The sequence below is a fragment of the Empedobacter sp. GD03739 genome, assembly GCF_029843245.1.
GTDB lineage: Bacteria > Bacteroidota > Bacteroidia > Flavobacteriales > Weeksellaceae > Empedobacter > Empedobacter falsenii_B.
Genome location: NZ_JAOCHX010000005.1, coordinates 41745 through 68613 on the forward strand (window position 1 = coordinate 41745; position 26869 = coordinate 68613).

29 protein-coding genes are annotated in these 26869 nt (G+C 28.7%); 15 read left to right on the top strand and 14 right to left on the bottom strand.

The window, feature by feature from the left end; genetic code table 11:
• Window positions 1-28: 28 nt before the first annotated feature.
• Window positions 29-790: a LytTR family DNA-binding domain-containing protein gene (locus N5E64_RS02945; protein WP_280035634.1), complete on the top strand. Its 762-nt coding sequence runs from the start codon at window positions 29-31 to the stop codon at window positions 788-790.
• A gap of 37 nt (window positions 791-827) precedes the next feature.
• On the opposite strand, the gene N5E64_RS02950 is transcribed toward N5E64_RS02945, so the two are convergent.
• The 3 genes from N5E64_RS02950 to N5E64_RS02960 all read right to left on the bottom strand — a co-directional run bounded on the left by N5E64_RS02950 (window position 828) and on the right by N5E64_RS02960 (window position 3134).
• A complete protein-coding gene (locus N5E64_RS02950) occupies window positions 828-1091 on the bottom strand; it encodes a hypothetical protein (protein ID WP_125349508.1) in 264 nt (87 codons plus the stop codon).
• On the bottom strand, window positions 1079-2173 hold the full coding sequence (locus N5E64_RS02955; RefSeq protein ID WP_280035636.1) for a hypothetical protein: 1095 nt from the start codon (window positions 2171-2173) through the stop codon (window positions 1079-1081). Before N5E64_RS02955 ends, N5E64_RS02950 begins: the two co-directional genes overlap by 13 nt.
• A gap of 121 nt (window positions 2174-2294) precedes the next feature.
• Window positions 2295-3134: an aldo/keto reductase gene (locus tag N5E64_RS02960; protein ID WP_280035637.1), complete on the bottom strand. Its 840-nt coding sequence runs from the start codon at window positions 3132-3134 to the stop codon at window positions 2295-2297.
• A gap of 169 nt (window positions 3135-3303) precedes the next feature.
• On the opposite strand from N5E64_RS02960, the gene N5E64_RS02965 reads away from it, so the two are divergent.
• The 5 genes from N5E64_RS02965 to N5E64_RS02985 all read left to right on the top strand — a co-directional run bounded on the left by N5E64_RS02965 (window position 3304) and on the right by N5E64_RS02985 (window position 7256).
• A complete protein-coding gene (locus N5E64_RS02965; protein WP_280035638.1) occupies window positions 3304-3606 on the top strand; it encodes a hypothetical protein in 303 nt (100 codons plus the stop codon).
• A 16-nt stretch (window positions 3607-3622) separates the two neighbouring features.
• On the top strand, window positions 3623-4426 hold the full coding sequence (locus N5E64_RS02970; RefSeq protein ID WP_038334430.1) for an AraC family transcriptional regulator: 804 nt from the start codon (window positions 3623-3625) through the stop codon (window positions 4424-4426).
• A gap of 62 nt (window positions 4427-4488) precedes the next feature.
• Window positions 4489-6141 (top strand): alpha/beta hydrolase-fold protein, encoded by a 1653-nt coding sequence (locus N5E64_RS02975; protein WP_125349514.1) that lies wholly within the window; start codon window positions 4489-4491, stop codon window positions 6139-6141.
• 25 nt (window positions 6142-6166) lie between these two features.
• Window positions 6167-6694, top strand: a complete 528-nt coding sequence (locus N5E64_RS02980) for a hypothetical protein (RefSeq protein ID WP_125349515.1) — start codon at window positions 6167-6169, stop codon at window positions 6692-6694.
• A gap of 28 nt (window positions 6695-6722) precedes the next feature.
• Window positions 6723-7256, top strand: a complete 534-nt coding sequence (locus N5E64_RS02985; protein ID WP_260391972.1) for a dienelactone hydrolase family protein — start codon at window positions 6723-6725, stop codon at window positions 7254-7256.
• 1 nt (window position 7257) lies between these two features.
• Here N5E64_RS02985 and N5E64_RS02990 read toward each other — a convergent pair whose 3' ends face one another.
• Both N5E64_RS02990 and N5E64_RS02995 read right to left on the bottom strand, forming a co-directional pair.
• On the bottom strand, window positions 7258-8409 hold the full coding sequence (locus N5E64_RS02990; protein ID WP_280035639.1) for an FAD-dependent monooxygenase: 1152 nt from the start codon (window positions 8407-8409) through the stop codon (window positions 7258-7260).
• A 96-nt stretch (window positions 8410-8505) separates the two neighbouring features.
• Window positions 8506-9888, bottom strand: coding sequence for a dipeptidase (locus N5E64_RS02995; RefSeq protein WP_038334410.1), 1383 nt, complete (start codon window positions 9886-9888; stop codon window positions 8506-8508).
• Window positions 9889-9999: 111 nt separating this feature from the next.
• Between N5E64_RS02995 and N5E64_RS03000 the strand changes: the two genes are divergently transcribed.
• Entirely contained in the window at window positions 10000-10314 is a 315-nt protein-coding gene (locus N5E64_RS03000) for a DUF4286 family protein (protein WP_125349519.1), read from the top strand.
• Window positions 10315-10345: 31 nt separating this feature from the next.
• On the opposite strand, the gene N5E64_RS03005 is transcribed toward N5E64_RS03000, so the two are convergent.
• The 5 genes from N5E64_RS03005 to N5E64_RS03025 all read right to left on the bottom strand — a co-directional run bounded on the left by N5E64_RS03005 (window position 10346) and on the right by N5E64_RS03025 (window position 17236).
• Window positions 10346-10957 (bottom strand): hypothetical protein, encoded by a 612-nt coding sequence (locus N5E64_RS03005; RefSeq protein WP_280035642.1) that lies wholly within the window; start codon window positions 10955-10957, stop codon window positions 10346-10348.
• Window positions 10958-11197: 240 nt separating this feature from the next.
• Window positions 11198-12481, bottom strand: a complete 1284-nt coding sequence (gene hemL / locus N5E64_RS03010; RefSeq protein ID WP_115000606.1) for a glutamate-1-semialdehyde 2,1-aminomutase — start codon at window positions 12479-12481, stop codon at window positions 11198-11200.
• A 62-nt stretch (window positions 12482-12543) separates the two neighbouring features.
• Window positions 12544-15990 (bottom strand): AAA domain-containing protein, encoded by a 3447-nt coding sequence (locus tag N5E64_RS03015; RefSeq protein WP_280035643.1) that lies wholly within the window; start codon window positions 15988-15990, stop codon window positions 12544-12546.
• Window positions 15991-16041: 51 nt separating this feature from the next.
• A complete protein-coding gene (locus N5E64_RS03020) occupies window positions 16042-16833 on the bottom strand; it encodes a DUF4846 domain-containing protein (protein WP_260391973.1) in 792 nt (263 codons plus the stop codon).
• A gap of 25 nt (window positions 16834-16858) precedes the next feature.
• Window positions 16859-17236 carry a VOC family protein gene (locus tag N5E64_RS03025; RefSeq protein WP_125349524.1) on the bottom strand — a complete coding sequence of 126 codons (378 nt, stop codon included), beginning with the start codon at window positions 17234-17236 and terminating at the stop codon, window positions 16859-16861.
• Between the two features lie 70 nt (window positions 17237-17306).
• On the opposite strand from N5E64_RS03025, the gene N5E64_RS03030 reads away from it, so the two are divergent.
• A complete protein-coding gene (locus N5E64_RS03030) occupies window positions 17307-17630 on the top strand; it encodes a hypothetical protein (protein ID WP_280035644.1) in 324 nt (107 codons plus the stop codon).
• Between the two features lie 254 nt (window positions 17631-17884).
• Window positions 17885-18520 (top strand): hypothetical protein, encoded by a 636-nt coding sequence (locus N5E64_RS03035; RefSeq protein ID WP_280035645.1) that lies wholly within the window; start codon window positions 17885-17887, stop codon window positions 18518-18520.
• Between the two features lie 31 nt (window positions 18521-18551).
• On the opposite strand, the gene N5E64_RS03040 is transcribed toward N5E64_RS03035, so the two are convergent.
• Genes N5E64_RS03040 through ligA form a run of 3 tightly spaced genes read right to left on the bottom strand, consistent with a single transcriptional unit; the run spans window position 18552 to window position 22363 of the window.
• Window positions 18552-19109 (bottom strand): hypothetical protein, encoded by a 558-nt coding sequence (locus N5E64_RS03040; RefSeq protein ID WP_038334375.1) that lies wholly within the window; start codon window positions 19107-19109, stop codon window positions 18552-18554.
• On the bottom strand, window positions 19109-19921 hold the full coding sequence (locus tag N5E64_RS15760) for an exonuclease domain-containing protein (protein WP_407933286.1): 813 nt from the start codon (window positions 19919-19921) through the stop codon (window positions 19109-19111). The genes N5E64_RS03040 and N5E64_RS15760 overlap by 1 nt, the downstream gene beginning before the upstream one ends.
• 3 nt (window positions 19922-19924) lie before the next feature.
• The gene (gene ligA, locus N5E64_RS03055) at window positions 19925-22363 is read right to left on the bottom strand and encodes an NAD-dependent DNA ligase LigA (protein ID WP_280035648.1); all 2439 of its coding nucleotides are present in this window, start codon (window positions 22361-22363) and stop codon (window positions 19925-19927) included.
• Between the two features lie 122 nt (window positions 22364-22485).
• On the opposite strand from ligA, the gene N5E64_RS03060 reads away from it, so the two are divergent.
• From N5E64_RS03060 to N5E64_RS03085, 6 genes are all read left to right on the top strand, one after another.
• The gene (locus N5E64_RS03060) at window positions 22486-22740 is read left to right on the top strand and encodes a hypothetical protein (RefSeq protein ID WP_280035649.1); all 255 of its coding nucleotides are present in this window, start codon (window positions 22486-22488) and stop codon (window positions 22738-22740) included.
• 793 nt (window positions 22741-23533) lie between these two features.
• Window positions 23534-24238 carry a phosphoadenylyl-sulfate reductase gene (locus tag N5E64_RS03065; protein WP_280035650.1) on the top strand — a complete coding sequence of 235 codons (705 nt, stop codon included), beginning with the start codon at window positions 23534-23536 and terminating at the stop codon, window positions 24236-24238.
• An 83-nt stretch (window positions 24239-24321) separates the two neighbouring features.
• Complete coding sequence (locus tag N5E64_RS03070; protein WP_280035651.1) at window positions 24322-24882, top strand: Crp/Fnr family transcriptional regulator; 561 nt, start codon at window positions 24322-24324, stop codon at window positions 24880-24882.
• A 74-nt stretch (window positions 24883-24956) separates the two neighbouring features.
• Entirely contained in the window at window positions 24957-25283 is a 327-nt protein-coding gene (locus tag N5E64_RS03075) for a multidrug efflux SMR transporter (RefSeq protein ID WP_125349392.1), read from the top strand.
• Window positions 25284-25310: 27 nt separating this feature from the next.
• Entirely contained in the window at window positions 25311-25454 is a 144-nt protein-coding gene (locus tag N5E64_RS03080) for a hypothetical protein (protein ID WP_180904411.1), read from the top strand.
• 95 nt (window positions 25455-25549) lie between these two features.
• Window positions 25550-25876: a DUF493 family protein gene (locus N5E64_RS03085; RefSeq protein WP_038334352.1), complete on the top strand. Its 327-nt coding sequence runs from the start codon at window positions 25550-25552 to the stop codon at window positions 25874-25876.
• A gap of 500 nt (window positions 25877-26376) precedes the next feature.
• Here the strand turns inward: N5E64_RS03085 and N5E64_RS03090 are convergent, their stop codons facing one another.
• The gene (locus N5E64_RS03090) at window positions 26377-26868 is read right to left on the bottom strand and encodes a 3'-5' exonuclease (RefSeq protein ID WP_038334348.1); all 492 of its coding nucleotides are present in this window, start codon (window positions 26866-26868) and stop codon (window positions 26377-26379) included.
• Window position 26869: the final 1 nt, after the last annotated feature.

A 26869-nucleotide genomic window follows, 5' to 3' on the forward strand; every position in this document is an offset into this window, starting at 1 on the left:
TAGACGGTTTTTTTATACTTTTGCATTCATGAAAATTGCAATTGTAGAGGACGAATTATTGGCGGTTACTTATCTAAAAAATCTGTTAGAGAAGCAATCGATTGTTGCTATTTCTTCGATTACAATTTTGCGTTCAACAAAGCAAGCAACGGAGTTTTTTAGAGAAAATTCGGTTGATTTAATCTTCATGGATATTCATTTGGGTGATGGTAAAAGTTTTGAGATTTTTCAGGAAGTTGAGATTCTAACGCCAATTATTTTTATCACTGCTTATGATGAATATGCGATGAAAGTTTTCAAACATTTTACAATTGATTATATTCTGAAACCCTTTGAAGTAGAGGAGTTGCATATTGCTTTGCAAAAATTTGAAACAATTCGTACAAGTTTTGATATTTCGCCAACATTACAATCTATTGCTGTTTTAGAAAATTCTCCGTCCGAGATAATGCATCGTTTTTTGGTAACTAACGGAAATAAATTACGTTCTGTCGAAGAACACGAGATTGCTTATTTTTTTGCTTCGGGGAAACATCTTTTTATAAAAACGAAAGATGAGCAAACCTATATTTATGATGACACAATAAAGGATATTATAAATAAATTGGATGAGACTATTTTCTTCAAAATCAATCGAAAGTTTATTGTTCACATTGATGCAATTACTGAAATAATAAAACATTCAAGTCAAAAAATTGAAATTCATCTTCAACCAAAATCAGAAGCTGAACACGCTATTTTTATCAGTAAAACACAGATTAATAGTTGGATGGATTGGATGAATAGATAAAAAAAATCTCACATTTGTGAGATTTTAAAATATTAGTTTATAAATTTTCTAACATCAAGATAATTTCACTTTCGATGCGTTGCATCATTTCAGGCAAAATTTCGATTTGATGTTTTACATTTTCGATGGTATTGTACGTCAATTCTCCCGTGTTCAAATTCAAATTATATTCAATTTGTCCTTCCCACGAATTACTCGATTCGTAAAATGAAACCATTTCAAAAGGTAATCTTGGCAAAATTTCGCCAAAATGTTCTTCTAATTTGATTCGATTTTCTTGATTAATTGTTAGTTTTTCCATGATTTAATAATCATTGCATTAGCAGAAGTTTCGTAGAAAATAATTGCTAAAAGTTGTAAAAATTCAGCATGATTTAGCTTTCCAGCAACTACTTCTTCAATATCTGCTTCGTAATATTCTTCAATTGTTTTGGTCATCAAGGCCTTAAAATTCTCCAACGGAATATTTTGATCTTTCAATTCATTTAATAAATAATTATTCGAAGCTAAAAAATCAGGACGAGTTCCGAAAATAGGAGACTTACGAATATTTAACGCATTATGAAAAGTTTGCGAAATCAAAACGCCACGTTCCAATTCTTCGAATTCCCAACCTTTACGAACTCTTCTTGGATTATTTTCATAGAAAATATGGTTGTGAAAAGCGTGAATATGTTTCGCAATATCCGTGTTGGTATGTAAATAAAGGAATTGCAAAATCGAACTAAACAAATGATTTGCGTTCAGATTCGCTGGATAATATGTGTACAATAATGGATAATGAAACAATGTTGTGTACAAAGGCGAAAAACTATCAATAATGTTTAGATTCAATACATTTATTCCTTCAAAATCTACTTTCTGATTCGTTTGATAATAATTAATTCCAGCCAAATAAATATCCTCATAACTCAATTCAAACTGATTAAGATACGCTCCAATCTGTTTGAAAAAAGAAGTATTTAAGTTATGATTTGTAACTAATTTATATTGTTTATTTTCAAATTCTTTAATAAAATCTAACTTAAACTCAGACTTTAAATTATCATTGATAACTTTATCAAAATCAAATGATTTATTTCTAATTACATTGACATATATTTCGTTGTATGTATAAATAATTTGCTTTATTGGTTCTGTATCCAAAGCTTCAAACGGATTGATGTCAGCATTTGGCGTAGCATACAACGTAAACAAACGACGAAATTCTTGTTGAATCTTTTCTTCTTCCGCAAACATATTCATCAATTGATTAGTGTTCGCAGCAATAATACTTTCACCTAAAAAAAATAAAATACCAGCTTTCAAATCTTCATCAAAACCACATCTTTCAAGGGTTTGATCAAAATAAGTTTTGAATAGATTTTCAGGATTTTGGCTCATATCGAATAATTTTATTTATCATTTAAAAAGTAAAAGTATTGATTTTTTGAAGATTTAAAACGAAAAAACCTCTGTAAAACAGAGGTTTTTAAAATTTATTTTAGTGAATTCGTTTAACTTGTTAAAATTCAACCATTGAAGGATTCAATCCAGAAAAACCATCAGCAGGCATTTCATCAATCGCTTTTACATCTTCTGTGCTCAATTTAAAATTATTTGAAGTGAAATTCGCTTCAATATTTTTTTCTGAAGAGGAGCGAGGAAGTGGTAAAATTTCTTTCGCTAAACAATAATTAATACAAATTTGACCAACTGAAACATTGTATTTATCCGCCAAAGAAACAATTAATTCGTTCTCCAAAATTCTTCCCGAACCAAGTGGACTCCATGCTTCAACCAATAAATTGTGTTGTTTACAAAAATCGACTAATTCTGGTTGCGAATGCCCTGGATGAATCTCAATTTGATTAACCATTGGTTTGATTTCAGCCGTTTCAAATAAAGCTTCCAAATGATTGATATTAAAATTACTTACACCAATTGACTTTGCTTTTCCAGATTTGTAAATTTCCTCAAAAGCTCGCCAAGTTCCAGCATTCAATTCTGCCCAAGTATCAGGAAATTGCGTTTCATTTGCAGGCCAATGAATCAAATATAAATCCAAATAATCAGTCTGTAAATCTGTTAAAGTTTGCTCAAATGCAGCCATTGCTTTTTCGTAACCACGCTCAGTATTCCAACATTTAGACGTTATAAATAATTTGCTACGATCTACATTTTCAGCTTTGAGAACAGCGCCAATTTCTTTTTCATTTTTGTAGATTGCTGCTGTGTCAATATGAGTATATCCTTTTTCTAGCGCTATTTTTAGAGGTTCTGTAACTTTTTCACCTTCTAATAACCATGTTCCAAATCCGATTGCAGGAATTTCGATTCCGTTTGATAGTTTAAAGTTTTCCATTTTTTCAATATTTATATATTCAAATTTATCTTAAAACAACTAATTTCAATAATTAGTAGACGTTAATTCTTATGTTAAAACTCATTTATAGAAATCTTAAATTTAATTGTTTCTTAATAAAATAGTTCTATATTTATTCTCGAAATGTGAATGGAAAAAATATAAAAAAATGACACAATTTACAGGTACGATTGAGGATTTTATGAATACGCATGAAGAATTTATCAATGCTTTGATTCTGAAAAAAATCAATCAACAAGTTGTATTAGATAAAAAAGAAGAGAAAGAAATTCAGCAAAATAAATTTATTCAACAAAAATTAGATGATTTAAAAGAATATCTAACAGATTTGTTCGAAAATGAATTTGGTGATTGGGAAATTACAATGGATTTAGAATCTTTTGAACAAGAATTTGATAAACATTTTCAAATTTCGAAGCAAGAATTAGAAGATAACGTGCTGTTGAAGTAGATGATTATTTAGAGTAATGTTTACAACATTTAAATCTACTAATGAAGTTTTAAAAAAGTATATTGATTATTATTACGTTGATATTAAACATGATAATAATTTAACTGTATACGATTGCTTTCCTCATTATAACAATACGATTTCAGTTTATAAATCGCATCAATATATAAAGGGGAATTCTGTTTACAAACAAAATGGAATTCCTCTTCAAATTTTTACTCCATTAAGATCAGATGTTTTACAGATTCAACAAATTGGTTCTGTTGAACGTTTTGTAATTGTTTTTAAACCTTTTGGAATCAATCAATTTCTGATTAATATTGATTTTTCAAGTATTATAGATGATTTAAACTTTTTTGATGAAGAAGAGTGTAATCATTTGTTTAATCATATAAAATCTGAGGAATTTGTTTCGATAATTGAGTCTATTTTATTGAACAAAATGAATAGAATTGAAAATGTAATTATAGAAAATTCAATAGATTACATTTTCAAACATTATGATAATTTTACAGTTAATCAACTTGCTGAATATTTAGGTTTTAGTCGAAAACATATCAATAGGGTTTTCAAAGAAAATATTGGAGTTTCTATTAAAAACTTTCATGAAATCGTTTTATTTAGAAAAACAGTTGAAGAGAAATTATTACATAATCCTGATGAAACATTTACGTCGATTGCGCATAAATTAAATTTTACGGATCAATCTCATTTTAATCGGTTGTATAAAAAATTTGTTTCTGAATCACCCAATCAATTTTATAAAAATGGAGAATTAATAGGAGAGGAAGATACTTTTTGGAGATTTTATAAAGATTAAAATGTCCCAATTTTACAAGTTTATTAGGGGTGTTGATGGTATTTTTACACAAAATTCAACCCATGAAAAATTATATCTTTATACTTATCTTATTTCTATCCACACAAATTTTTAGTCAAGAAACATATTCTAGTTTAATTTCAAAAGCTGAAAAGTTAGTTGAAGAAGACAAGAAGGAATTAGCTTTAGATTATTATACAAAAGCATTCAATCTACATAAAGACAGTATCAATAATTTTGATTTATATGATGCGGCTGAACTTTCTAACATAATTGGTCAAGCAAATCAAACATTTTATTTTTTAGAAAAGTTAATTCAGAGAAATCCGAAACTATACCCAGGTTGGTATTTTATTTTAGATAAAGATTCGAAAGTGAAATTCAAAAATCTATTAAATGATAAACGTTGGCAGAATTTAGAAGTAACCTCAAATAAAAAATCTAAAAGATTTTATGACAGTATTCAATTGACAAATGATGAGTTTTTTAGAATTAAGAAATCAACAAATTTAGAGATTAAAGATAAGAAAAAACTTTATAAAAGTTTGAAAAATTCTTCATCTTATTTACCGAAAAAAGAACAAAATTATTCTATTTTCTTTCCAATTAATGATACTTTAAAGTCATCTTATTTTATTCATTTACCTAAAAATTATAACCCAGAAAGAAAATATCCTATGCTTATCTTCCTTCATGGAGCTGTATTTTTCAGTGAATTTGAAAAATTTTCTACTGATGAAGATTTGAAAGGTTGGAATAGATTTTATACTAAATATGCGGATCAGAATGATTTTATTTTAGTTTTTCCTAAAGCTGATAAACGTTATAATTGGATGACAGAAAAAGGATTTTATATGGTTCCAGAAATTGTTCGACAAATAAAATCAACAATTAATGTAGATGATAATAAAATGTTTTTAACGGGACATTCTAATGGAGCAACTGGTTCGTTTAATTATTTAGTAAAACAACCAACTTATTTTGCAGGTTTTTATGGCTTTAATACGCAGCCAATTGTAAGAACAGGAGGAACATTTATTCAAAATGCATTGAATCGTTCTTATATAAATTTCTCTACTGATTTAGATTATTATTTTCCACCACAAGCTAATGATGATTTAACTGCATTGATGCAATCATTACATATTGATTATAAAGATTATCGATACAATGGTTATCCGCATTGGTTTCCAGAATTTAATGGTTCAGAGCCTGCGTATAAAATTTTGTTTGATGATTTGTTGAATAGAAAAAGAAATCCATTTCCGAATAAATTAATTTGGGAAACAGATGATGTGAAATACGGAAAAGTTGATTGGATAGAAATCACAAAACTGGATACAATTTCATCTAAAAAAGAGTGGCAAAAAAACTATAATTTCAAAATAACTAAATGGTTAGAATATGATGATAATGATAGTCTACAAATAAAAGATGTGGATAAAATGGCTTTTAATTTTCCTCGTGAATCAGGTTTAATCAAAGTAAATTATTCCAAAAATAGATTTGATATTGAAACATCTTCTGTAAAATCATTTCGATTATATATTTCTCCTGAAATGATTAATCTGAACAAAAAATTAAAAGTCTATGCTAATAATAAATTGATATACAGTCAAAAAGTAGATTACAATCCATCTTTTATGAAAGAAAATTTCAATAAAAATATGGATAAAGTACAAGTTTGGATTAATTATATTGATTTTGAATTATAATTAACATCACTAAAAAAACATGATTATGAAAAAAATATTCTTACTAATTATATTCTTTTTGTTTACTTTTATTAATGCTCAATCTTATGAGGAAAAAACAATTATACTTCAAGAATTGTTAAAAGATAAAAAATATTGTGAAGCACATAAAATTTTTGAACAAATTCTGAATAATGAAAATCGAAACCCTTATGATTTTTATTATGGAGCAATCTCGTCAGTAAATTGTAATAAACCAAATCAAGCATTAGATTGGTTAGAAATGGGAGTTCAAAAAGGTTTAGGTTCTACCAAAGAAGAAGTTGATTATCTTTCTAATGATGAAAATTTTTCTAAGATTTATTCTGATCCTAAATGGAATAATTTAGTTTCTGTGATGAAAGAGAAGTTAAAAGAAAAAGAACTTCGTGAAGAAAAATTAAATGTAGATTGGTTAAAAAGTATAAGTAACAATAGAGTAAAAAATAAAAACAGATCAGCCAAATGCAGGATTTGCTTTATATACAAACAATGTAGATTCTATCAAAGTTCCTTATTTGGTTTTAATTCCTAAAAGTTATTCGTCTAAAAAGCCTTCAAGAATGATTGTTTATTTGCATGGAGGAGTGGTGAGTACAGAAAATTTTACTCATAATAATTATCAAATAGAGCAAGAATCTATATTTTCTTTGGCAGATGAATACAATGCTATTATTCTGTATCCATTTGGAAAAAAAGCTTTTGAAAATGTCTTATCGATTGTAAAAGAAGTTGAAAAAAAATATTCTATAAACAAGAAAGAAATTTATCTTGGAGGAATGTCAAATGGCGGTTCAGCAACTTTTTGGTTTGCAACAAATCATTCGAATTTGTTTAAAGGTTTTTATGCTTTTTCTGCAGATCCAAAATTAAAAATTGAAGAGATTGACTTTTCTAAAATCAAAAAACCTTTTTATATGTTGAATGCTAAAGATGACAACGTTTTTAAATTTGAGGAAGTGGAATCAATTTATTTAAAAAAACATAACAAAAATTGGCATTTAGAATCATTAGAAAAGGGTAATCATGGTTTTGTTTACCAAGAAAACGGAACAGAAATAATGAAAAACTTATTAGATAAATTAATAATGGAATAAACTAAATCTTCATAAAATCTTCTTCCAATAAGTCTTCTAAAGGACTTTGCATCAAAGATTGTGGTAAATTTCGGAAAGCAAAATTTCGTATATTCATCAAAAATTTATTGTCTACTTGAGCAACTTTTCCAGCCAAACGAGAAGTATCGATAATATAATGTGTTCGTTTCAAACGACGTAAATTATAATGTTCAAAAGCTAACAAAATATCAGTATCTTTTTTGATTAATTCATCATACAAAACGCAAACATCTTCAACCGCCATGCATGCGCCTTGCCCCATGTTTGGTGTGGTTGCATGTGCTGCATCTCCAATTAATAAAACACGATTAAATGCATAATTATTAATCGGTTTTATATCCATAATTGGCGTAGCAATTATACTTTCTGGATTCGTTTTTTGTAAAGTATTTCTGATTTGTCCCGAATAATCTTTGAACTGATTTTTAATATCACTTAAAGCGTAGTTGTAAACTTCAGAATTTAGTTTTGTATTGACACAAGCGTACCAATATATTTGATGATTGATAAGAGGAGTCAAACCAAATCGACCATTTGGTCCCCATGTTTCGATACTTTTCTTTGAGTTATACGATTTATCTTCCACAATGGCACGCCAACAAATATATCCCGCATAGCGAGGTGTCGACTGTTTTAACAATTGTTGACGAATTGTAGAATTTATCCCATCAGCACCAATTAAATAATCACCTTCTGTAGAAGTTCCATCTTCAAAATGAAGGACAACTTTCTCAAAACTTTGTTCAAATAATTTTATTTTTTTTGACGTTTTAATTTTATTCGAATCAATTTTCGAGACTAGATAATGATGTAAATCTGCACGATGAATGGCAAAATTTTCGTTGTTGTAATTTTTTCTTAATCGTTCTGTATCGGCTTTCAGAATCGTTTTTTCTTTCCAATCTTGAATTTCAAAATCTTCTAACATATGCCCCAAAGGAGCAACTTCTTCTGCTAAACCTAGAATTTCAAATGCTTTCATTGCATTAGAAGCCAAACCAAAACCAGCCCCAAATCCACGAACTTCTGACGAAGCCTCGAAGATTTCGTAATCATAATTTAAGTCTTGCAAAGCTTTTGCTAAAGTTAAACCCGCAATTCCTGCACCCGCAATTAAGAATTTTTTACTCATTGATAAAAATAAAGTTCAAAATTAATCATTCTACTATAAACCAAAAAGAAAAGCGAATCAATTTGATTCGCTTTTCAGAAGTTATTTTGTCGAAAATTATTGTTCGTTAAAATATTTGTAGAAATATGGAATAGTTTCGATTCCTTTGTAGAAATTGAATAAACCATAATGTTCGTTTGGAGAGTGGATAACGTCAGAGTTTAATCCGAATCCCATTAAAACAGATTTTGTTCCTAATTCTTCTTCGAATAAAGCAACAATTGGAATAGATCCACCAGCTCTTTCGGCTAACGCTTCTTTCTCAAAAGTTTCAGCTAACGCTTTTTTAGCAGCGATAAAACCAGGATGATTTGTTGGTAAAATATAAGGTTTACCTCCATGATGTGGTTTTACTTTAACTTCTACAGAAGAAGGCGCTAAAGTTGGGAAATAATCTGCAAATTGTTTTGTTACAACTTCTGGATCTTGTCCTGGAACTAAACGCATTGAAATTTTAGCATATGCATGAGAAGGAATAACTGTTTTAGCACCTTCGCCAATGTATCCTCCCCAAATTCCGTTTACATCTAATGTAGGACGAATAGATGCTCTCTCGATTGTAGAAAAACCTTCTTCTCCTTGAATATCAGCGATACCAATAGATTTTTTATACTCTTCAACATCAAATGGAATTTTTGCTAAATCAGCTCTTTCATCTTCAGTTAATTCAAGAATTGGCTCGTAAAAACCTGGAATTGTAATGTGACCTTTTTCATTGATTAATTTTCCAATCATTGTTGCTAAAACATTAATCGGATTAGGAACAGCCCCACCATAAACACCAGAGTGCATATCGCGATTAGCTCCTTTTACCTCAACTTCTACATAAGATAAACCACGTAAACCAACTGAAATAGAAGGTTGTTCGTTTGAAATCATAGAAGTATCAGAAATCAAAATCACATCATTTTTTAATTTCTCTTTATTGTTTTTAACGAAATTTACTAATGAAGGAGAACCAACTTCTTCTTCACCTTCGATCATAAATTTAACGTTACAAGGTAATTCGTTTGATTTGTTTAACGCCTCAAAAGCTTTAACGTGCATAAACATTTGACCTTTATCATCAGCAGAACCACGAGCGAAAATTGCTCCATCAGGATGAATTTCTGTCTTTTTGATTACTGGTTCGTATGGTCCAGATTCCCATAATTCTAAAGGATCAGCTGGTTGTACATCGTAATGTCCGTAAACTAAAACAGTAGGTTTTGAAGCGTCAACTATTTTTTCTCCGTAAACAACAGGAAAACCTTCTGTTTCGCATACTTCAACATTATCAGCACCTGCTTCTTTTAAATATTTTGCCACCATTTCGGCAGCATCATTTACGTCTTGTGTGTAGGCTGGATCAGCACTAACTGAAGGAATTTTAAGTAATTCGATTAATTCATCAAGAAAACGTTGTTTATTCTCTTGTATAAATTGTTGCGTATTGTTCATTTTTGTTTGTTATGAATAATAGGTAAATTTAAAAATAAAATCTTGATTAGACTTTCTTTTTCAAGAAAAATATAATGCGAAAACCTTTGTATCTTTGCAAAAAATTAGAGAATGATATTATATAATACAACTTTTATTGTTGAACAAGAAGTGCATGATGATTGGTTTGCGTGGATTCATAAAGAGCATATTAATGATTATTTGAAATCAAATTGTTTTATCGGTGCTCGTTTAGGAAAAATAACTTCTCATATAGAACCTGGGGCGGTTTCTTATTCTTTGCAATTATTTGTGAATGATGAATTGACTTTAGATAAATTCAAGAATAATTTTTTATCAGAAATTAAACAAAAAAGTTTGCAAAAATACGCGACTAAAGTACTAAGTTTCGAAAGTGAAATGGAACATATAGGGGATTATAATTAAACAAAAGCTCGAGAATTTTCTCGAGCTTTTTTTATATTCTTTTTTGAAAAATAACTTCAATATTCAATTCAATCCATTGTTTGGTGCTAAAATCATAATAGGACTTTGTAATATTTGTAGACAGATGGTTGTTGTCTATAATTTTTAAATTTTCAATAGAAACATTTTTTTTATTTTCCTTGTTACCAGTATAGTTGCTTTCTGTATAACTACTATCTTTTATAACCATTACTTTATCCGATAATGTTGTAGATGTTGCAAAACCATATTTTACAAAATTCGCATAACCGTCTGGTATACTTGGATAATCATAATTTAATAAAGTTAGAGGAAAATTAAAGGATATTATTTTTACTTTAGGTCTAACTTCTAAAAAGTTCTCTTGTTTATTAAGAATTTCAATTTCATCCATCAAATTAGTTGATGTTTTTTTATCATTGTTTAAATCGACTGGGATATTAGCTATATAGGATACAATATTATAAGTATCAACTACATCTTCTTCCGAAAAACCATCATCATCTTTACATCCAAAATTAATAAGAATTATACTAGATGCAAGTAGTAGTTTAAAGTAATTTGTAATCATATCATTATGAATTTTAGTAAATATAATAATTTCATTGATTTGTTTAGTTATCAATTTTTGATTTATGTTTTTTTGACTTTAGTTGAATTATTTCAGAATTGGTTTCGATTTAGATAAAAATACCTATTACGATATTTTACTTCCGAAAAATTATAATTCAAACAAAGCGTTTGTTATTAAAATGAAAATGGGCAAATCACCTGATAAAACAGAAAAATTGATGGACGCAAAAATGTAGTTCCAAAATAGAATAAAAAAATGCAGTAGTTTTTCTACTGCATTTTTTGTTTATGTTTAACCTTCGAAGCTTCTTACAGCATCTAACGTTTTATTGATTTCAGCGTCTTTAATCGCATCAGAAATAAACCAAGTTTCGTATCCTGAAGGTGCAATGTAAACTTCGTTTGTCAACAAATGATGGAAAAATTTATTGAATCTTTCATGGTTACATTTCGTTACATCTGTAAAGTTTTTGATTTCTGTTTGTTCAGTAAAGAACACAGACATCATCGAACCTAAACGATTAATATGTGCAGGAATTCCTTTCTCAGCAAATATTTTAGAAATCTCGTTATCTAAAGTTTCTGTTGCATTATCAATACGATTAAATAATGCTCTATCATTATTAATAATATTCAAAGTTGTGATACCAGCACGCATCGCAATTGGATTTCCAGATAAAGTTCCCGCTTGATAAACAGGACCAAGAGGAGCAAGGTGATTCATAATTTCGCGACGAGCAGCAAAAGCTCCTACTGGAAAACCACCACCAATTACTTTACCAAATGTTACGATATCTGCATTGATGTTTAAACGTTCTTGAGAACCACCCATCGCTTGACGGAAACCAGTCATTACTTCATCAAAAATTAATAAAGCTCCATTTTCATCACAAATTTGTCTTAATCCTTCTAAGAAACCTTTTTCAGGAACAATACATCCCATGTTTCCTGCAATTGGCTCAACAATAATAGCAGCAATCTCGTCTTTATTTTGTTCGAATAAAGCTTTTACATCTTCCAAATTATTGTATTCGGCTAACAATGTATCTTTTGCAGTTCCTTGCGTTACACCTGGCGAATTTGGATTTCCGAAAGTTGCAGCACCAGAACCAGCTTTAATCAAAAATGAATCTGAATGTCCGTGGTAACAACCTTCAAACTTTACAATTTTATCACGATTTGTATAACCTCTTGCTAAACGAATTGCAGACATACAAGCTTCTGTACCAGAGTTTACCATACGAACCATATCGATGTTTGGTACAACAGAAGTAATTAATTTCGCAATTTCAGTTTCCAATTCAGTTGGTGTACCAAAAGAAAAACCATTTTTCATCTGCTCAACAGTCGCATTCAAAACACGCGGATCTGTGTGTCCAATAATCATTGGTCCCCAAGAATTGATGTAATCTACGTAAGCACGTCCATCTTCATCATAAATATAAGCACCTTCGGCTTTTTTGATAAAAATTGGCGTTCCTCCAACAGATTTAAATGCACGAACAGGAGAATTTACACCTCCTGGAATATATTCTTGCGCGTCTTTGAATAATGCGCTACTTCTTTGATACAACATAATTTTACAAAAATAGTTGCACAAATTTACTGAATCTTAAATGAATTATGAAGTGATTTTGATTAGATTATAAGTTTATGTGAAGATTTATTTTCTAAATACTCAATTAATGTTTTAATCAATTGATTTTCTTTCAAAATCGTTTGATTTCCAATCAAAAATAATTGCTCTTTTGCACGTGTTAACGCCACATTTAGTTTTCGGTCAACATTTCCTTGGTCATTCATATTCACCAACGCATTCAATTGTGAATGATATGTTACCGCAAAACTATACAAAATAATATCGCGCTGACTTCCTTGGTAACGCTCAACAGTATCAACTGTAATTTGTTCATGATTTGGAATATTTGCTAATTCTAATTTCTGTTTAATTAATGCAATTTGATTACGGAAAGGTGCAATAATTCCAATCGTTTTCTTCGGATCAAATTCTTTTTTATTGATTTCGTATAAATGAATAATTTCTTGTACAAATTTGACAATGAAATCGGCTTCTTGCTCATTTGTTGAAGGCAAATAAGGATTTTCGTCCACATTGATAAACGCAAAACGATGATTGGTGATAAAATTCTGTAAATCATTTGATTGATTGTAGTTTTCGAAATGTAAATCTGCACGTTGACGATTTAAACTTTGCTTAACCTCATCATTCAAATTAGGAATATCATAAGCAACATTTAATTTTCCATCATAAAAATAATTGTTCGGAAAATCCGCGATTTCTGCATGCATTCTTCCTTGATAAGTTAATTGATCAAATGCATTTTCGTAATTATTTCGTTCACAAAATTCGTACAAACGTTCGAAAATTGAGTTTTTACGATTGATTAAACCAATATTTTCTAATAATTCGTTGTTCGTTTTTGCTAATTCAGGATTTTGCAAAACAATTGCAGGCAACTGTTTGTGATCACCAATCATGATAAAACGTTCTGCTTTTGGTAGAATTCCAACAATTTGTGGTTCTAAAATTTGTGAAGCTTCATCAATAATAATTGTATCAAATTTCTTTAATTTCAGAATATCATTTTTACTCGAAATTGAAGCAACCGTCGAAACAAAAATGCGTTGTTTACGAATAATATCTTGAATCGTTTTTCTCGAAAATTTTTCTCCTTTTTGCTCTAAATCAGCATCTTTTTGCTCGATAATTTTATTCAATAAATTTGAATGGAATTCAGGAGAAGTAGATAATTCGTTTCCAATTCGAATAAATTTTTGTTCAATTTGATCAGAAATAGCCGAATTTATCGATTCACATAATTCATCAACCGCACGATTTGTATACGCCAAAAGCAAAATATTACAATCTTGTTTCTCGTAGATTTCTTTTACCAACTCTTTGATGATAATCGATGTTTTTCCTGTTCCTGGAGGTCCATTCAACAAGAAATAATCTTTTGCGGAAAGTGCTTTTTTCAGAATTCGATTTTGTTCATCCGAAAGATTTGAGTTAAAATACGCATAATCCATTTGATTTCTTGGAATAGATTGCGTTAAAATCAAATCTTTCTTTGCTTTCGAAGAATGAATTAATCCATACAGATTTCGGTACATCGAAACAAAAGAAGAATCCATAAAATCGCGCTCCAAAGCCCATTTTCCTGATGAATCAAACGAATCAAAAAAGCGTGTGTTAGGTTGCTGATAACGAAAACGCAATACAATAAATTCTCTCGAAATACTTTTGATGGTACATTTAAAAACCTGATTTGTTAAAACCGAATCTTTGAAATTATTTCTTGGATAAAGAATGCAAATATCACCTTCGCGAATCGAAATAAAATCATTCGCAGGATTAGTTCTTTTTAACTTGATTTCACGTTTTGGATCAGAAATATGATTTTCTACAATTTCTAAATCATAAATAATCTCGAAATTATTATTTTTTTCTTCGAAAGTATTCAGCCACAAACTCGCCAAACCGTTGTTAGAAGTTGATTGTCCCAAACCAAGTTTCGCCATATATTGCTCTTTCGCAATGAAATTCGTAAACGAATAAAAATAAGCTTTTTCTAACGGTGAACTATTTTTGATCGGATAGATAAATTTATCCAACTGTTCTTCTAAAATTTCTTTGAAACGAGGATTAATTTTTCGTTTGATAAAATTGGCAGGTTTAATCGAATAAATAGTTGATTCAATATCGGTTAATGTATGATTTGCTAACCGATTTTCATTGATAATTATTCGATTTCGTAAATCAAAAATACGTTGAACTCGCGCTAAAGTTGGCACATCAAAACGTAAATTTCCTTGATATACTTTCGAATAGAAGATATAACCTTCGGTGTTTTTTGTGACATCTTTAAATTCTAAATCATACAAAACACCAATAATTTGGTAATATAAAAAGAGCTGCGTCGCATGATTTGGCTTGACACTTTTTCCATCATCAGGAAAAGGTGCACCACCAGATTTCAGCTCGATAATTTTATTTTTTCCTTCGGGATTAATGTCTAATAAATCCAAACGACCCTGAATACCATATTGTTCGCACAAAAATGAAGGCTCTATTAATGCACGATCCAACGAAATATCATATTGAGGAAAATCCTCCGTCAACACTTTTTGAATACGGTCAAAATGACCTTTAGCTTCCAGATAATAATCTTTCAAGTCTTGTGGATTCGCTAGATCGTTGCAAGCCGTATATTCTAATGGATAATTTTTGAAATCATTCTTGAAAATATCATTAAAATCTGTGTTTTCAATGTTTTCCGTTGAAAAATGATCGACTACTGAATTGGCAAAATTCCCTAAACGAATGTGTTTACTATTTGGCGCTTCTTCAAATTTTTTCTGAATATAATGCAATTCAGAAGTTCCATAATCCTGAAAACATTCAGCAATTGCCGAAATATCAACCAAATAATCTGGTTCGAGAATGATAAAACGTGGATGATAAATTCCTTCTTCATCAATCGTCGAATTGACTAAATTTAATTGTGCACCAACCCAAAAATCCTCAATAGAAGTAAAGTTTTCATTTACGCCATCCTCATCAATTTGAACTGTAATATTTTCTTCTGTTTCATTATCTTCATGATCGCAAATCAAACAATCTCGTTTAATTTCAATCACTTGAACACGCAATTTTTTAACCCGATTTCGAGTAAGAATTTTGTTTGTATAAAATTCTTTTTCAGGAAAATAGTAGATAATTTCTGCTGGAATCATTACTTCATAAATCGAAGAAATAAAATCTGCAATATATTTATAATGTGTAAAATATTCGTGTTCTGTCGGTTCGTATTTCTCGCTCAGAATTCGTTGAGCAGTTTTACGAAACGAATGAATTTTAGTAGAAACTTGGTATTGATTACAAATAAAAGATAGCTTCGAGAAAAAGTTAGAAAACTGTAAAGCTTCGTTTTTTGTTAACTCAAATGCAATATTTTCAACCAAACGTTTTAAATCTAAATATTTAGAATTGATTGGTTTATTGGCAAGTTGAATTTGTAAAACTTCATTTAGCAGTTGATTTCCTATTTCTTCTCGATTCACGGCGATTAATTTGGTGTAAAATTAAGACTAAATATTGTATTAAAAAGACGTTTAATCCCACGTTTTCCAATCATCACTTGTAAACAACCATTCTGGAGTTTTAATTTTACCTTGTTGTAATTTATACCAAGGATTTAATTTTTTATCCATTGGATTATTAAGAATTTGAATTTCTTGAGCTGGCATATAACTTTGGGCGAGTAAAACAATTTTTTCGCCTTGTTCATTTTTTGCTAAATCAACTACCATAACAGCATGTCCATAAGGATTTCCTTGTTGTAAAAGAATATCTCCAATTTTTACTTGATTATATTTTACCGACTCTAATTGATTTTTTAGAGAAGCTGTATTCGCATAACTGAAAACATATTCCAAATACTTCCAATAATTTTCTGGTGAATAATCTCCATTTGCAAAATCTGTAAATTTGCGTGGTTTTCCGTCTGATAAAAAGTTGAAAGAGATTTCATCATAACGCTTTTGTTGGTAGAGATAATCGGCTCTCAAACGCATTGTTGCATCTGCACATTGATGTAAATCTTTGTTTCCAATTGGTAAATCAATCACTGCATTGTATACATTATTTACAGATTTTTCTTTTCCATTATAATATTTCACAAGTGTTCCAAAGTCTTTCAATTTCAGATGTTGTAGATAATAACCAAATTCATTTTGACTATAATTTTCTCTTTGAAAACCTTTCGGTACGGAATATCGATGAATTATTTTATCTTCTTTTTCGTTTATAAAGCTTTCTTTCTCAATAATTTTTGGATTTGAATCATTATGAGTTTTAGAATTCGTAGAATTTTCATTTTTGCAACTAAAGATGAAAAATGGCAATATGAAGCAGATGTATTTTTTCAAATTATTTAATTCTCAAAGGTGAAACAATGATAACAAATCCATCAGGATCTAAGAAAGAAATTCCATTTTCATTCCAATACGGATTTTTCGATTTTATTGGTTTGATATGATGAATTTCTAAACGCTCAATGAGTTTGTTATATTTTTGTTGCGTTGTTGGATAAAATACCAAACAATCGTCTTCATCAAAGTGATGATTGATATTTTCGTGAGTTGTTGTAAATTCTAGATGCCAGTCTAAATCTGGTTTTCCAATAAAAATACCATCATATCCATTATGATTTTGAAACTCTCCAAGGATTTCAAAATTTAAAACTTTAGTATAGAATTTTTTTATTTCGTTGATTTGATTGGTATGACGAGTGACTCTAAATTGCATAAAATTCACTATTATTATTGATTGAAAATTAGTATATTTTATTGAATTTTATGGAAATAATTTTAGTACAATGAAGAAAACTCTTTTATTAATTTCGTTTATTATTTTTAGTTCATTTAATGTATTTGCTCAAAAACAAAAAGATTATAAAAGTTCTGAAGTTATTATTTCAAAAGATTTTGAAAATAAATTAGATCCAATTAAATCAAATTTTAATCGAATTAATTCAATTAAAATTTGGTCAAAAATAAAAGAAGTTGAAACAGATGACTCTACTGAAGGAGGTTTTATAAATTATTACTTTTTAAATGATAAATTAGAAAAAATTGTGGTTCGAAAATTTGGAGAATCAGGTCAATATTTAGCCGAATATTATTTGTTAAATGATAAATAGTCTTTTGTTTTTGAACAAGATACACTTATAATTTTCCTTTATATTGGAAAGAATTTGATGATAAAAAATCGATAATAGAAGAATCTCGTTATTATTTTGAAGATAGAAAATTGATTCATTTTATAGGAAAATCTAAAAATTACAAAACTGAAAGTAAAGATACTTTGGACGAATTTGATGAGATAATTAAGATGGAAAATAATTATAAATAAATGATTTATAATAGCTATATTACAATTTGATTAACTTGTTTTATGTTCAAACTATATCCATTTCATTTTTGTTCTTTAGTATTATTGTTTCTATTAATTAATACACAACATTTTTGGATTCATGAAACTGGAATTTTCTTGATTATTTTCTATTTAATAGAACTTATTTTATTCATAGGATTAATTATTTCTACAATACTAAAGTTGTATAAATATTTTGATGATGATGAAAGAAATTTCAAAAAAGGAATACCTGTCTTTATTAGTATTATTGTTTTGACTTTGGTTTTTCTATATCCATCGGGAATAATAACTGATAAAACAATATATGGAAAAGATAAATTAGTCGCTTATAGTAGAGGAACAATAGATTGTAAAACAACTTATTATTTTAAATCGAATGATGTTTATATTGAGGATTCGTTTTGCTTTTTCCCATCACGAGAAGTTGGTAAATACTATCTGAAAAATGACACAATATATTTTGATACTATTACTAATAAACAATATAAATTCGGAACAATAAATAGAAAAGATTCCATTTTAGAATTATATTATTTAGAACCTCGAACATTCAATTTTGACACATTGAAAGTAGATTCCACTATTATTAAAAGGAAAATTGAAAATTCAAAAAGTCATAGTTTTAATATCTCAGAAATAAATAATCTTGAATAAAAAAATCCGTCAATTGACGGATTTTATCTTTTTAATACACTTCTTCTTTTTTGAAGAAAACTGTGTCATTTCCTTTTCTAAATTTCAGTTCCGAATATCGAATCGTGTAATCATCAGACATTCCGTAAGTTTCTAAAATAAAATTATCTTTGAAACGATAATTTCTATTGGTTTTATGTTTTGCATTCGAGCCTAATTCTTCTTTCAAACTCAGTGTTTCTGGAGAAATTTTGAAGCGAGGATCAGTTTCTATTCGATTAATAATTGTATTGACATCGGCAGAATCCATAATCAAAACTGTTTCTTGTTTCATGTTTTTAATTCCAGAAATATCTGTCGAAACAATTTTTAAATTTCCTTTAAACCCAATTCCAGCTTGGTGTAAATCGGTTTTCAAATCATCATTAGAATACATTTGACTTCTGTAACCATATTTCACGATCGGAATCATCACAATAAAAAATATCGCAAGCGAAACTATCATTGCAGATTTGTTGTAGCCTGCCATTCGCAATCCATAATAGATAAATGGAATCAAAATCAATAATACAATTCCGAATATAATGACAGCAATTAATCCTGATTCCATTAGTCGTTAATCATATTTAAAAATTCGTCCTCGGTCAACACGACAACTGTTCCTATTTCTTCTGCTTTTTTCAGTTTACTTCCTGCTTTATCGCCAACAACCAAGAAATTTAAGTTTTTAGAAACTGCAGAAATATTTTTCCCGCCATGATCTTCCACCATTTTTTGTGCATCAGTTCGATTGAATTTAGTCAAAGTTCCTGTAAACAAAAACGTTTTGCCTAATAGAATATCGGTTTTTATAGTGTTAATAGAAGATGCATTAGATTTAGGTTTTCGAATTCTTTTTTTATTATCATTTTTTATATATTCAAATGCATTATCCCTAAATTCATTGAAAATTTGCCCACATATATAAGCATCTTCTAATGCATTGTGATAATTATTTTGATTAAATTGAAAATAACTAGCAAGAGTTGAAAGTTTATAATTTTCTAATTCTAATAGAGACTTAGAAATTTCTAAAGTACAAAATGATTTAAAATCTGGTTTGTGAATTTTATAATAATCTAAGGTTTTATTAAGAATTGTTATATCAGTAGATGCATTATGCGCAACAATATTTTTATCAATGAAAAAATGCTCTATTTCATTCCAAATTTCATCAAATTCTTTTTTGTTAAAAACATCTTCAAGAAATATTCCATTTATTCTAGAGTTTATTGGATTAAATTTTAAATCTATTGGTTTTATTAATGTATAATATTCATTAATTGGCTCTCCATTTGAAAATTCAACTATACCTAAAGAACAAGGAATATGTCCGTATGATGTTTCAAAATCAATGGCAACGAAATCATTATAAGTATCCATTATTTAATTTATTAAATTTAAAAATTCGTCTTCAGTCAATACGATAACAGTTCCTATTTCTTCTGCTTTTTTTAGTTTACTTCCGGCATTTTCACCAACTACTAGATAATTTAAATTTTTAGAAACTGCGGAAATATTTTTTCCTCCATGATCTTCCACCATTTTTTGCGCATCAGTTCGATTGAATTTGGTTAATGAGCCAGTAAATAAAAATGTTTTATTTTCAAGTATACTAGATATTGGAATTGATGAATTGTCGAGTTCAAATTTTAACCCGTAATTTTTTAATTTATGTACAATATTTAAATTATTTTCATTAGAAAAATAATTTTTGATACTTAATGCAATTTTGTTTCCAATTTCATCAATAGACTCTAATTCTTCAATACTTGAATCTATTAATTGTTCAATAGAATTGAATTTCTTAACAATTTTTTTAGCAACTGTTTCTCCAACTAATTTTATTCCTAAAGCAAATAATACCCTTTCGTAATTGACATTTTTAGAATTTTCAATTGAGTTTAAAATAATTTCTGCAGATTTTTCTTTAATACCAATTCTATTTCTATCAGCAATACTTATTATAAATTGTTCGAAATCTTTATTATTTTTATTATTCCAAACAAGTAATTCGTCAATATATTTTATAGTATCAATATCGTAAATTTTATTACTAAATAAATCAGAATTTTGATTTAAGATATTTGGAAATTTAATATCTAAAAGTAAATTTAGAGAAACATAATTCTCTAAGGAATAGTAATTTTGGTAATCAATATTAGTTAATGAATTTTTAAGTTCAGAGATGAATTTTGTAATTTTATTATTTTCTGTTTCAATATTTAATAACTCATTTAATGATTTAACATTTTTAGTTATGAATTCGCTATCTTTTATTGTTAGATTTCCCCATTTTTTTGAAAGAGCAAAAACTGCTTTAACTAAGTCTACTTGTAATTGATTTTTATACTTTAATCCAGCATAATCATTATCAATCCATTTTTCAAGACCAATAATCTCATTTTTATTTAAACTATAAAAATCTGAGATATTTGAGATTTTATTATTAGAATAAAGAATTTCTATAGTTCCACCACCTAAGCCCTCAATATCCATTGCTTTTCGAGAAACAAAATGCTCTAATTTTCCAATAATTTGAGGTTCGCAACCATTCTCATTTGGACAATAATGCTGTGCTTCGCCTTCGTTACGAATTAATTCTGTTCCGCAAGAAGGACAATTTTTAATGAATTCGATTTCTTCGGTTCCAGGTTGACGAACATCTGTATTAACACCGACAATTTTCGGAATAATTTCACCTCCTTTTTCCACATAAACCATATCACCAATGCGGATATCCAACTTTTTGATAATATCTTCGTTGTGGACAGAAGCACGTTTTACGATTGTTCCAGCCAAAGAAACAGGCGCTAGATTTGCAACAGGTGTAATTGCTCCAGTACGACCAACTTGATAATCGATACTCAATAATTCGGTTTCGGCAGCTTCAGCTTTGAATTTATAAGCCATTGCCCAACGTGGAGATTTCGCAGTATAACCTAATTCATCTTGTTGCGAAAAAGAATTCACTTTGATCACAATTCCGTCCGTTTCGTAAGGTAAATTTTTGCGTTCGATATCCCAATGATCTACAAAAGCCAAAACTTCTTCCAAAGAAGTACATAATTTTGACGTATGCGGAATCTTAAAACCTAATTCATCAGCGGCTTGTAGCATTTCCCATTGCGTAGAATAAGGCAAATTATTTCCGATAAAATAATACGGAAAGCATTGTAAACCACGTTTCGCAACTTCGGTATTATCTTGTAATTTTAATGATCCAGAAGCGGTATTTCGAGGATTTGCATACAATTCTAAACCATTATTAGCGCGTTCTTCATTAATTGAAGCAAATTTATTGAGCGGAATTGTAATTTCTCCACGCATATAAAAACGTTCAGGATAATTTCCTTTCAATTTTAAAGGGACAGATTGTATCGTACGAATATTATTCGTGATTTCATCACCTTGTGTTCCATCTCCACGCGTTACAGCCTGCGTCAATTCACCATTTTCGTATAAAATAGAAATCGAAGCGCCGTCATATTTCAATTCGCAAACAAATTCTACTTTTTCACCTAACGTTTTCTCAATTCGTTTTTCCCAATCTTGTAAATCTTCAACTGAATATGAATTGTCTAACGAATACATTCTAAATTCGTGTGTAATCGTCGGAAAATTTTTTGTAACCATTCCACCAACGCGTTGTGTAGGGGAATTAACATCAAAAAAGATAGGATTTTCGTCTTCTAATCGTTTTAATTCTTTCAATTTCAAATCAAATTCGAAATCAGAAATTGTCGGATTATCTAAAACGTAATAATTATAATTATGCTGAGTAAGCTCTTCTCGAAGCGCTAAAATTTTGTCTTGTATTTCCATTCTAAAAATGTTACCGAACAAAGATAAACACTTGAATTAATACGAACAATTTTTAAAATAATTTGGAATGATTTATATTTAGGAATATTTATTGCAACGTTTATTGAAAAAAATAATCAACTATGAATAATTTATTGGAAGTTTTGGACACAAAATCAAAAGGTTTTGAAAATACAGTTTCGATTGTTACAACTGGAGCAGCAGCGGGAATTGCAATTTCGAAGGCAATTAATAAGAATGAAAAAATTGGAGCTGTTGTTGGAGTAGGAGTAGGTTTGCTGGTTTACGCTATGTTTAGTCCTCAAAACAAATTGAAAAAAGTGAATAAAAAATTGGAAAAACAAATAGAGAAAATTGAAGCTAAATTGGAAAAATAATCTGTTTTTATATGTAAGTATTTTAACTTATTTGGTGAGTTTAATTTTGCCTGTTCACTTATTAAGTATTGATTTTATTGAATATTATTCTGGAGATTCTAGAACAGAATATTTAGGAATTGCATATCTAATATTAGGATATATAACGATATCAGAGTTGCCAATTGATTTTATCTGTTGGTTAGGGAACTTTACATTATTATTTTCTTGGATTTTTTATAAGATAAAAATAGGATGAATATTAGGTATTATCGCTGTTATTCAAATGTCATTATACGAAATTAATCATTTAACAAGATTAGATATTTTACAAATACATGAATATGATTTACCACATTTTGGTTATTGGATTTGGTTATTTTCATCCATTTTTGTCCTAATTTATCATTACAAAAAATATAAATTAAAAAGTCAAACATTGTAAAGTTTGACTTTTTAGTTTTGTGATATTCATAATTCGTTCTCGAAGATGATTAGATAGAATTTATTCTTAAGACATTTTAAATGTTTTTATCTTAATAATTATATTGATTTTCGAATTAATTAGCAATCCATACTCTATGAAAACCTTTATTTAATGCCAATTTGGACTGATTTTCTTCTATTTTACGAATATGAAAATTCACTCTCGAAGATGATTTAAGTATAAACAAAATTTGCTTGTATAATTTATTGATTCTATATTATATTATATCTATAAAATTAGTCGAGATTAGTGTTGTTTTAGAAAATTGGAATTAATACATTTGTTAAAATAAATACTCTATAAAAACTATAGATATTATATAAGAAAATGAATCAACTAAAAGAGATATTAGAAAAAGTTACAGGACAAGTAAGTTTAGAAGAAAAATTATTTTTTTTGAATAACAACGTTAAAGAAAAAATAGTTTTTTCGACAAGTTTTGGTTTCGAAGATCAAGTTATTTCTCATGTTATTTTAAGTCAAAAATTAGACAATATTAAGATTTTTACTTTAGATACAGGTCGTGTTTTTCAGGAAACTTACAATACGTGGAACAAAACTGAATTGAAATATCAAGCGAAGATTAAACCATTTTATCCGCCAACAGAGGAGTTAGAAAAGTTTGTTGAAGAAAATGGAATTAATTCTTTTTATGATTCGGTTGATTTAAGAAAACAATGTTGCTATATCAGAAAAGTAATTCCTCTGAATCGTGCATTAAAAGAAGCATCAGTTTGGATTACAGGTTTGCGTGCGGAGCAATCGAATAATCGACATGATATGCACGAAATAGAGTTTGACGAAGAAAAACAATTATTCAAATTCAATCCATTGATTGATTTTACAACAGGGGATTGTTTCGAATATTTGAAAGAAAATAGAGTTCCTTACAACCCGTTACACGACAAGGGTTTTATAAGTATTGGTTGTGCTCCTTGCACACGTGCTATAAACGAAGGTGAAGATTTTCGTGCCGGAAGATGGTGGTGGGAAGACAATAGTAAAAAAGAATGCGGTCTACATGCAAAGTAGACTTCAGGTGTTAATTTAATTTGAATGACTCAGCCTATTTTAGGTTGAGTTTTTTGTTTACTTTTACTAGACAAGTTTCAATAATGGAAATAGAACAAATCTTAGATCAAATTTCACCACTTTCCTCGCAGTCTATTCAGTTGATTGCAGATAAAATTCAACTAATTCGATTATCAAAAAACACCACGCTTATTGATGCCGATAAAGTTGAGAAAAAGTTATATTTCATCAAAAAAGGAATTGTTCGTGCGTATACGATAGACGATGGAAAAGAAATTACGTTTTGGTTTGGGAAAGAAGGCGATTTGATTTTATCGATGCGAAGTTATGTCGAAAATAAAATTGGCTACGAAACAATTGAATTAATGGAAGATTGTGAGTTATATGAAATTAAATCTTCTGATTTACAGTTATTTTACGCAACTAATTTAGAGATTGCAAATTGGGGAAGAAAACTTGCTGAAATTGAATTGATAAAAACTGAAGAGCGTTTTGTTTCTAGGCAACTAGGAACGGCGATTGATCGTTATAAAAAATTGTTAGAAGAAAATCCAAGTTTGATTAATCGTGTGCAATTAGGTTATATCGCGTCATATTTAGGAATTTCCCAAGTAACATTAAGTAGGATTCGCGCCGAAATTTAAGCGAATAATTTTTTAACATTTGTAAAAAAATACTATTTTTTTCTAATTCATCTTTGCAGTAAAATATTAACAAAATGAATTGGATTTTATTGATTTTAGGAGGATTATTCGAGATTGGATTTACATCATCTTTAGGAAAAGCCAAAGAAACAACAGGCTCAGAAATGTATATGTGGTACGGTGCTTTTGCAGTGTGTTTGGTCGCAAGTATGGCGTTATTAATCAAAGCAACACAAACTTTACCTTTGGGAACTGCTTATGCTGTTTGGACTGGAATTGGCGCTGTTGGAACAGTTTTAATTGGAATTTTTGTATTCAAAGAACCTGCTAATTTTTGGAGAATATTCTTTATTTTTATATTAATTAGTTCAATTGTAGGATTAAAATTTGTTTCGCATTAATGAACGAAGAAATTACAATAAAAAGAGTTGAAGAAAAACACATTACAGAAGGAAAAGAATATTTCAGCGATTAATTTCTATTTAAAGAATGGTTTCGAAAAATTCGATCAACATATTTTCAGACTTGGTGATGATGAACAAATAGATTATATGATGAGATTGAAATTATAAGATTTATAATATGTCAAAATGTCTTATTAATTCTATATTTTATCAATAATGTGAAGTGGTATTGTTTTTGACATTGTAACAAAAAAATAATAGATATGGACACAAATAGAGATTATACATTCGAAGAAATACCAGATAGCTCTCACAATGAGCAAGATTTTTATGCAAAATTCAAAGAAAGATTAGATGATGTACAAAAATTTCCAACAGATTATTTGTTCAAATTCATTTATCCTTCAAGTGAAGAAACGATGAAAAAAATCAAAGATATTTTTGCAGGAACGAATGCTGAATTTGATTACAAAGCTTCAAAAAATAGAAAATATACATCTATTTCGATTAAACTTTATGTGATTGATGCGGATACAGTAATCAATTATTACAAAGAAGTTTCGAAGATAGAAGGCGTTATTATGTTATAAGAAAAGGTTGCAAATGCAACCTTTTTTTATGTTTTTAAAAAGAGTAGGGGAGGAATCAATTTTTCAATTTTGAAATTAATGTTCCCAGAGTAACCCTCTTTATTATGTTAAATACATAATGTGATTATTTTACTTCTTCGATAAAAATCCAATTGAAATCAATTTTTTAAATTATTAATTTTTTTTTCAACTTGTAAAGGTTTATCAGAACTAAATTTCAGTTTAAACTTCATTTTATAAAATTTTGAAAGTTAATTTTCAAAATTTTGCATTCTCAATTCATTTCATAAAATCAACTTATTTAGAATAGAATTTTTGCTTTATTAAATTTTCTTAGAAAAGTGAATTATTAAAGTTGTTATTAATCAATTTTAAATACTTGTAAATAATTGTAAATACTTACAAATATTTGTAAATGGTTATATTACTGAATGTGAATTTATTGTAATTTTTGTAAAAATTATTTTTAAACGATTAATCAGATAAATTTTTAGTAAAAACTATTTTAATAAGTATAATTGAGCACAAACTTTTGCATCAGATAAAGCTTCATGATGGTTGAGTTGAAGATTAAATCGGCGAGCACAATCGGATAATTTTGTAGGAACAATTCCTTTCTGTTTGAAAATTCTGTATGTACATTCCCACTTTTCGGCAAGGTTAAGTTGAGAGTAATTGAGGCTATAAAACTCCATTGTATTCTTCAAAACAGAACGATCAAACGATTCGTTATGTGCAACAACAAGCTGATTTTGTAAACGATGTTTGATTTCAAAATAGACGTCTTCAAAACTTGGTGCATCAATTGTGTCTTCGGGACGAATTCCATGAACCAAAATATTATGATAATTATATTGATTTTGTGGTGGTTGAATTAACGTGTAATACTCGTCTGTAATCACATTATCTGTCACAGTTACAATTCCAACCGCGCAAGCAGAATTACGATAATTGTTTGCAGTTTCGAAATCGATGGCAACAAAATTTTCCATA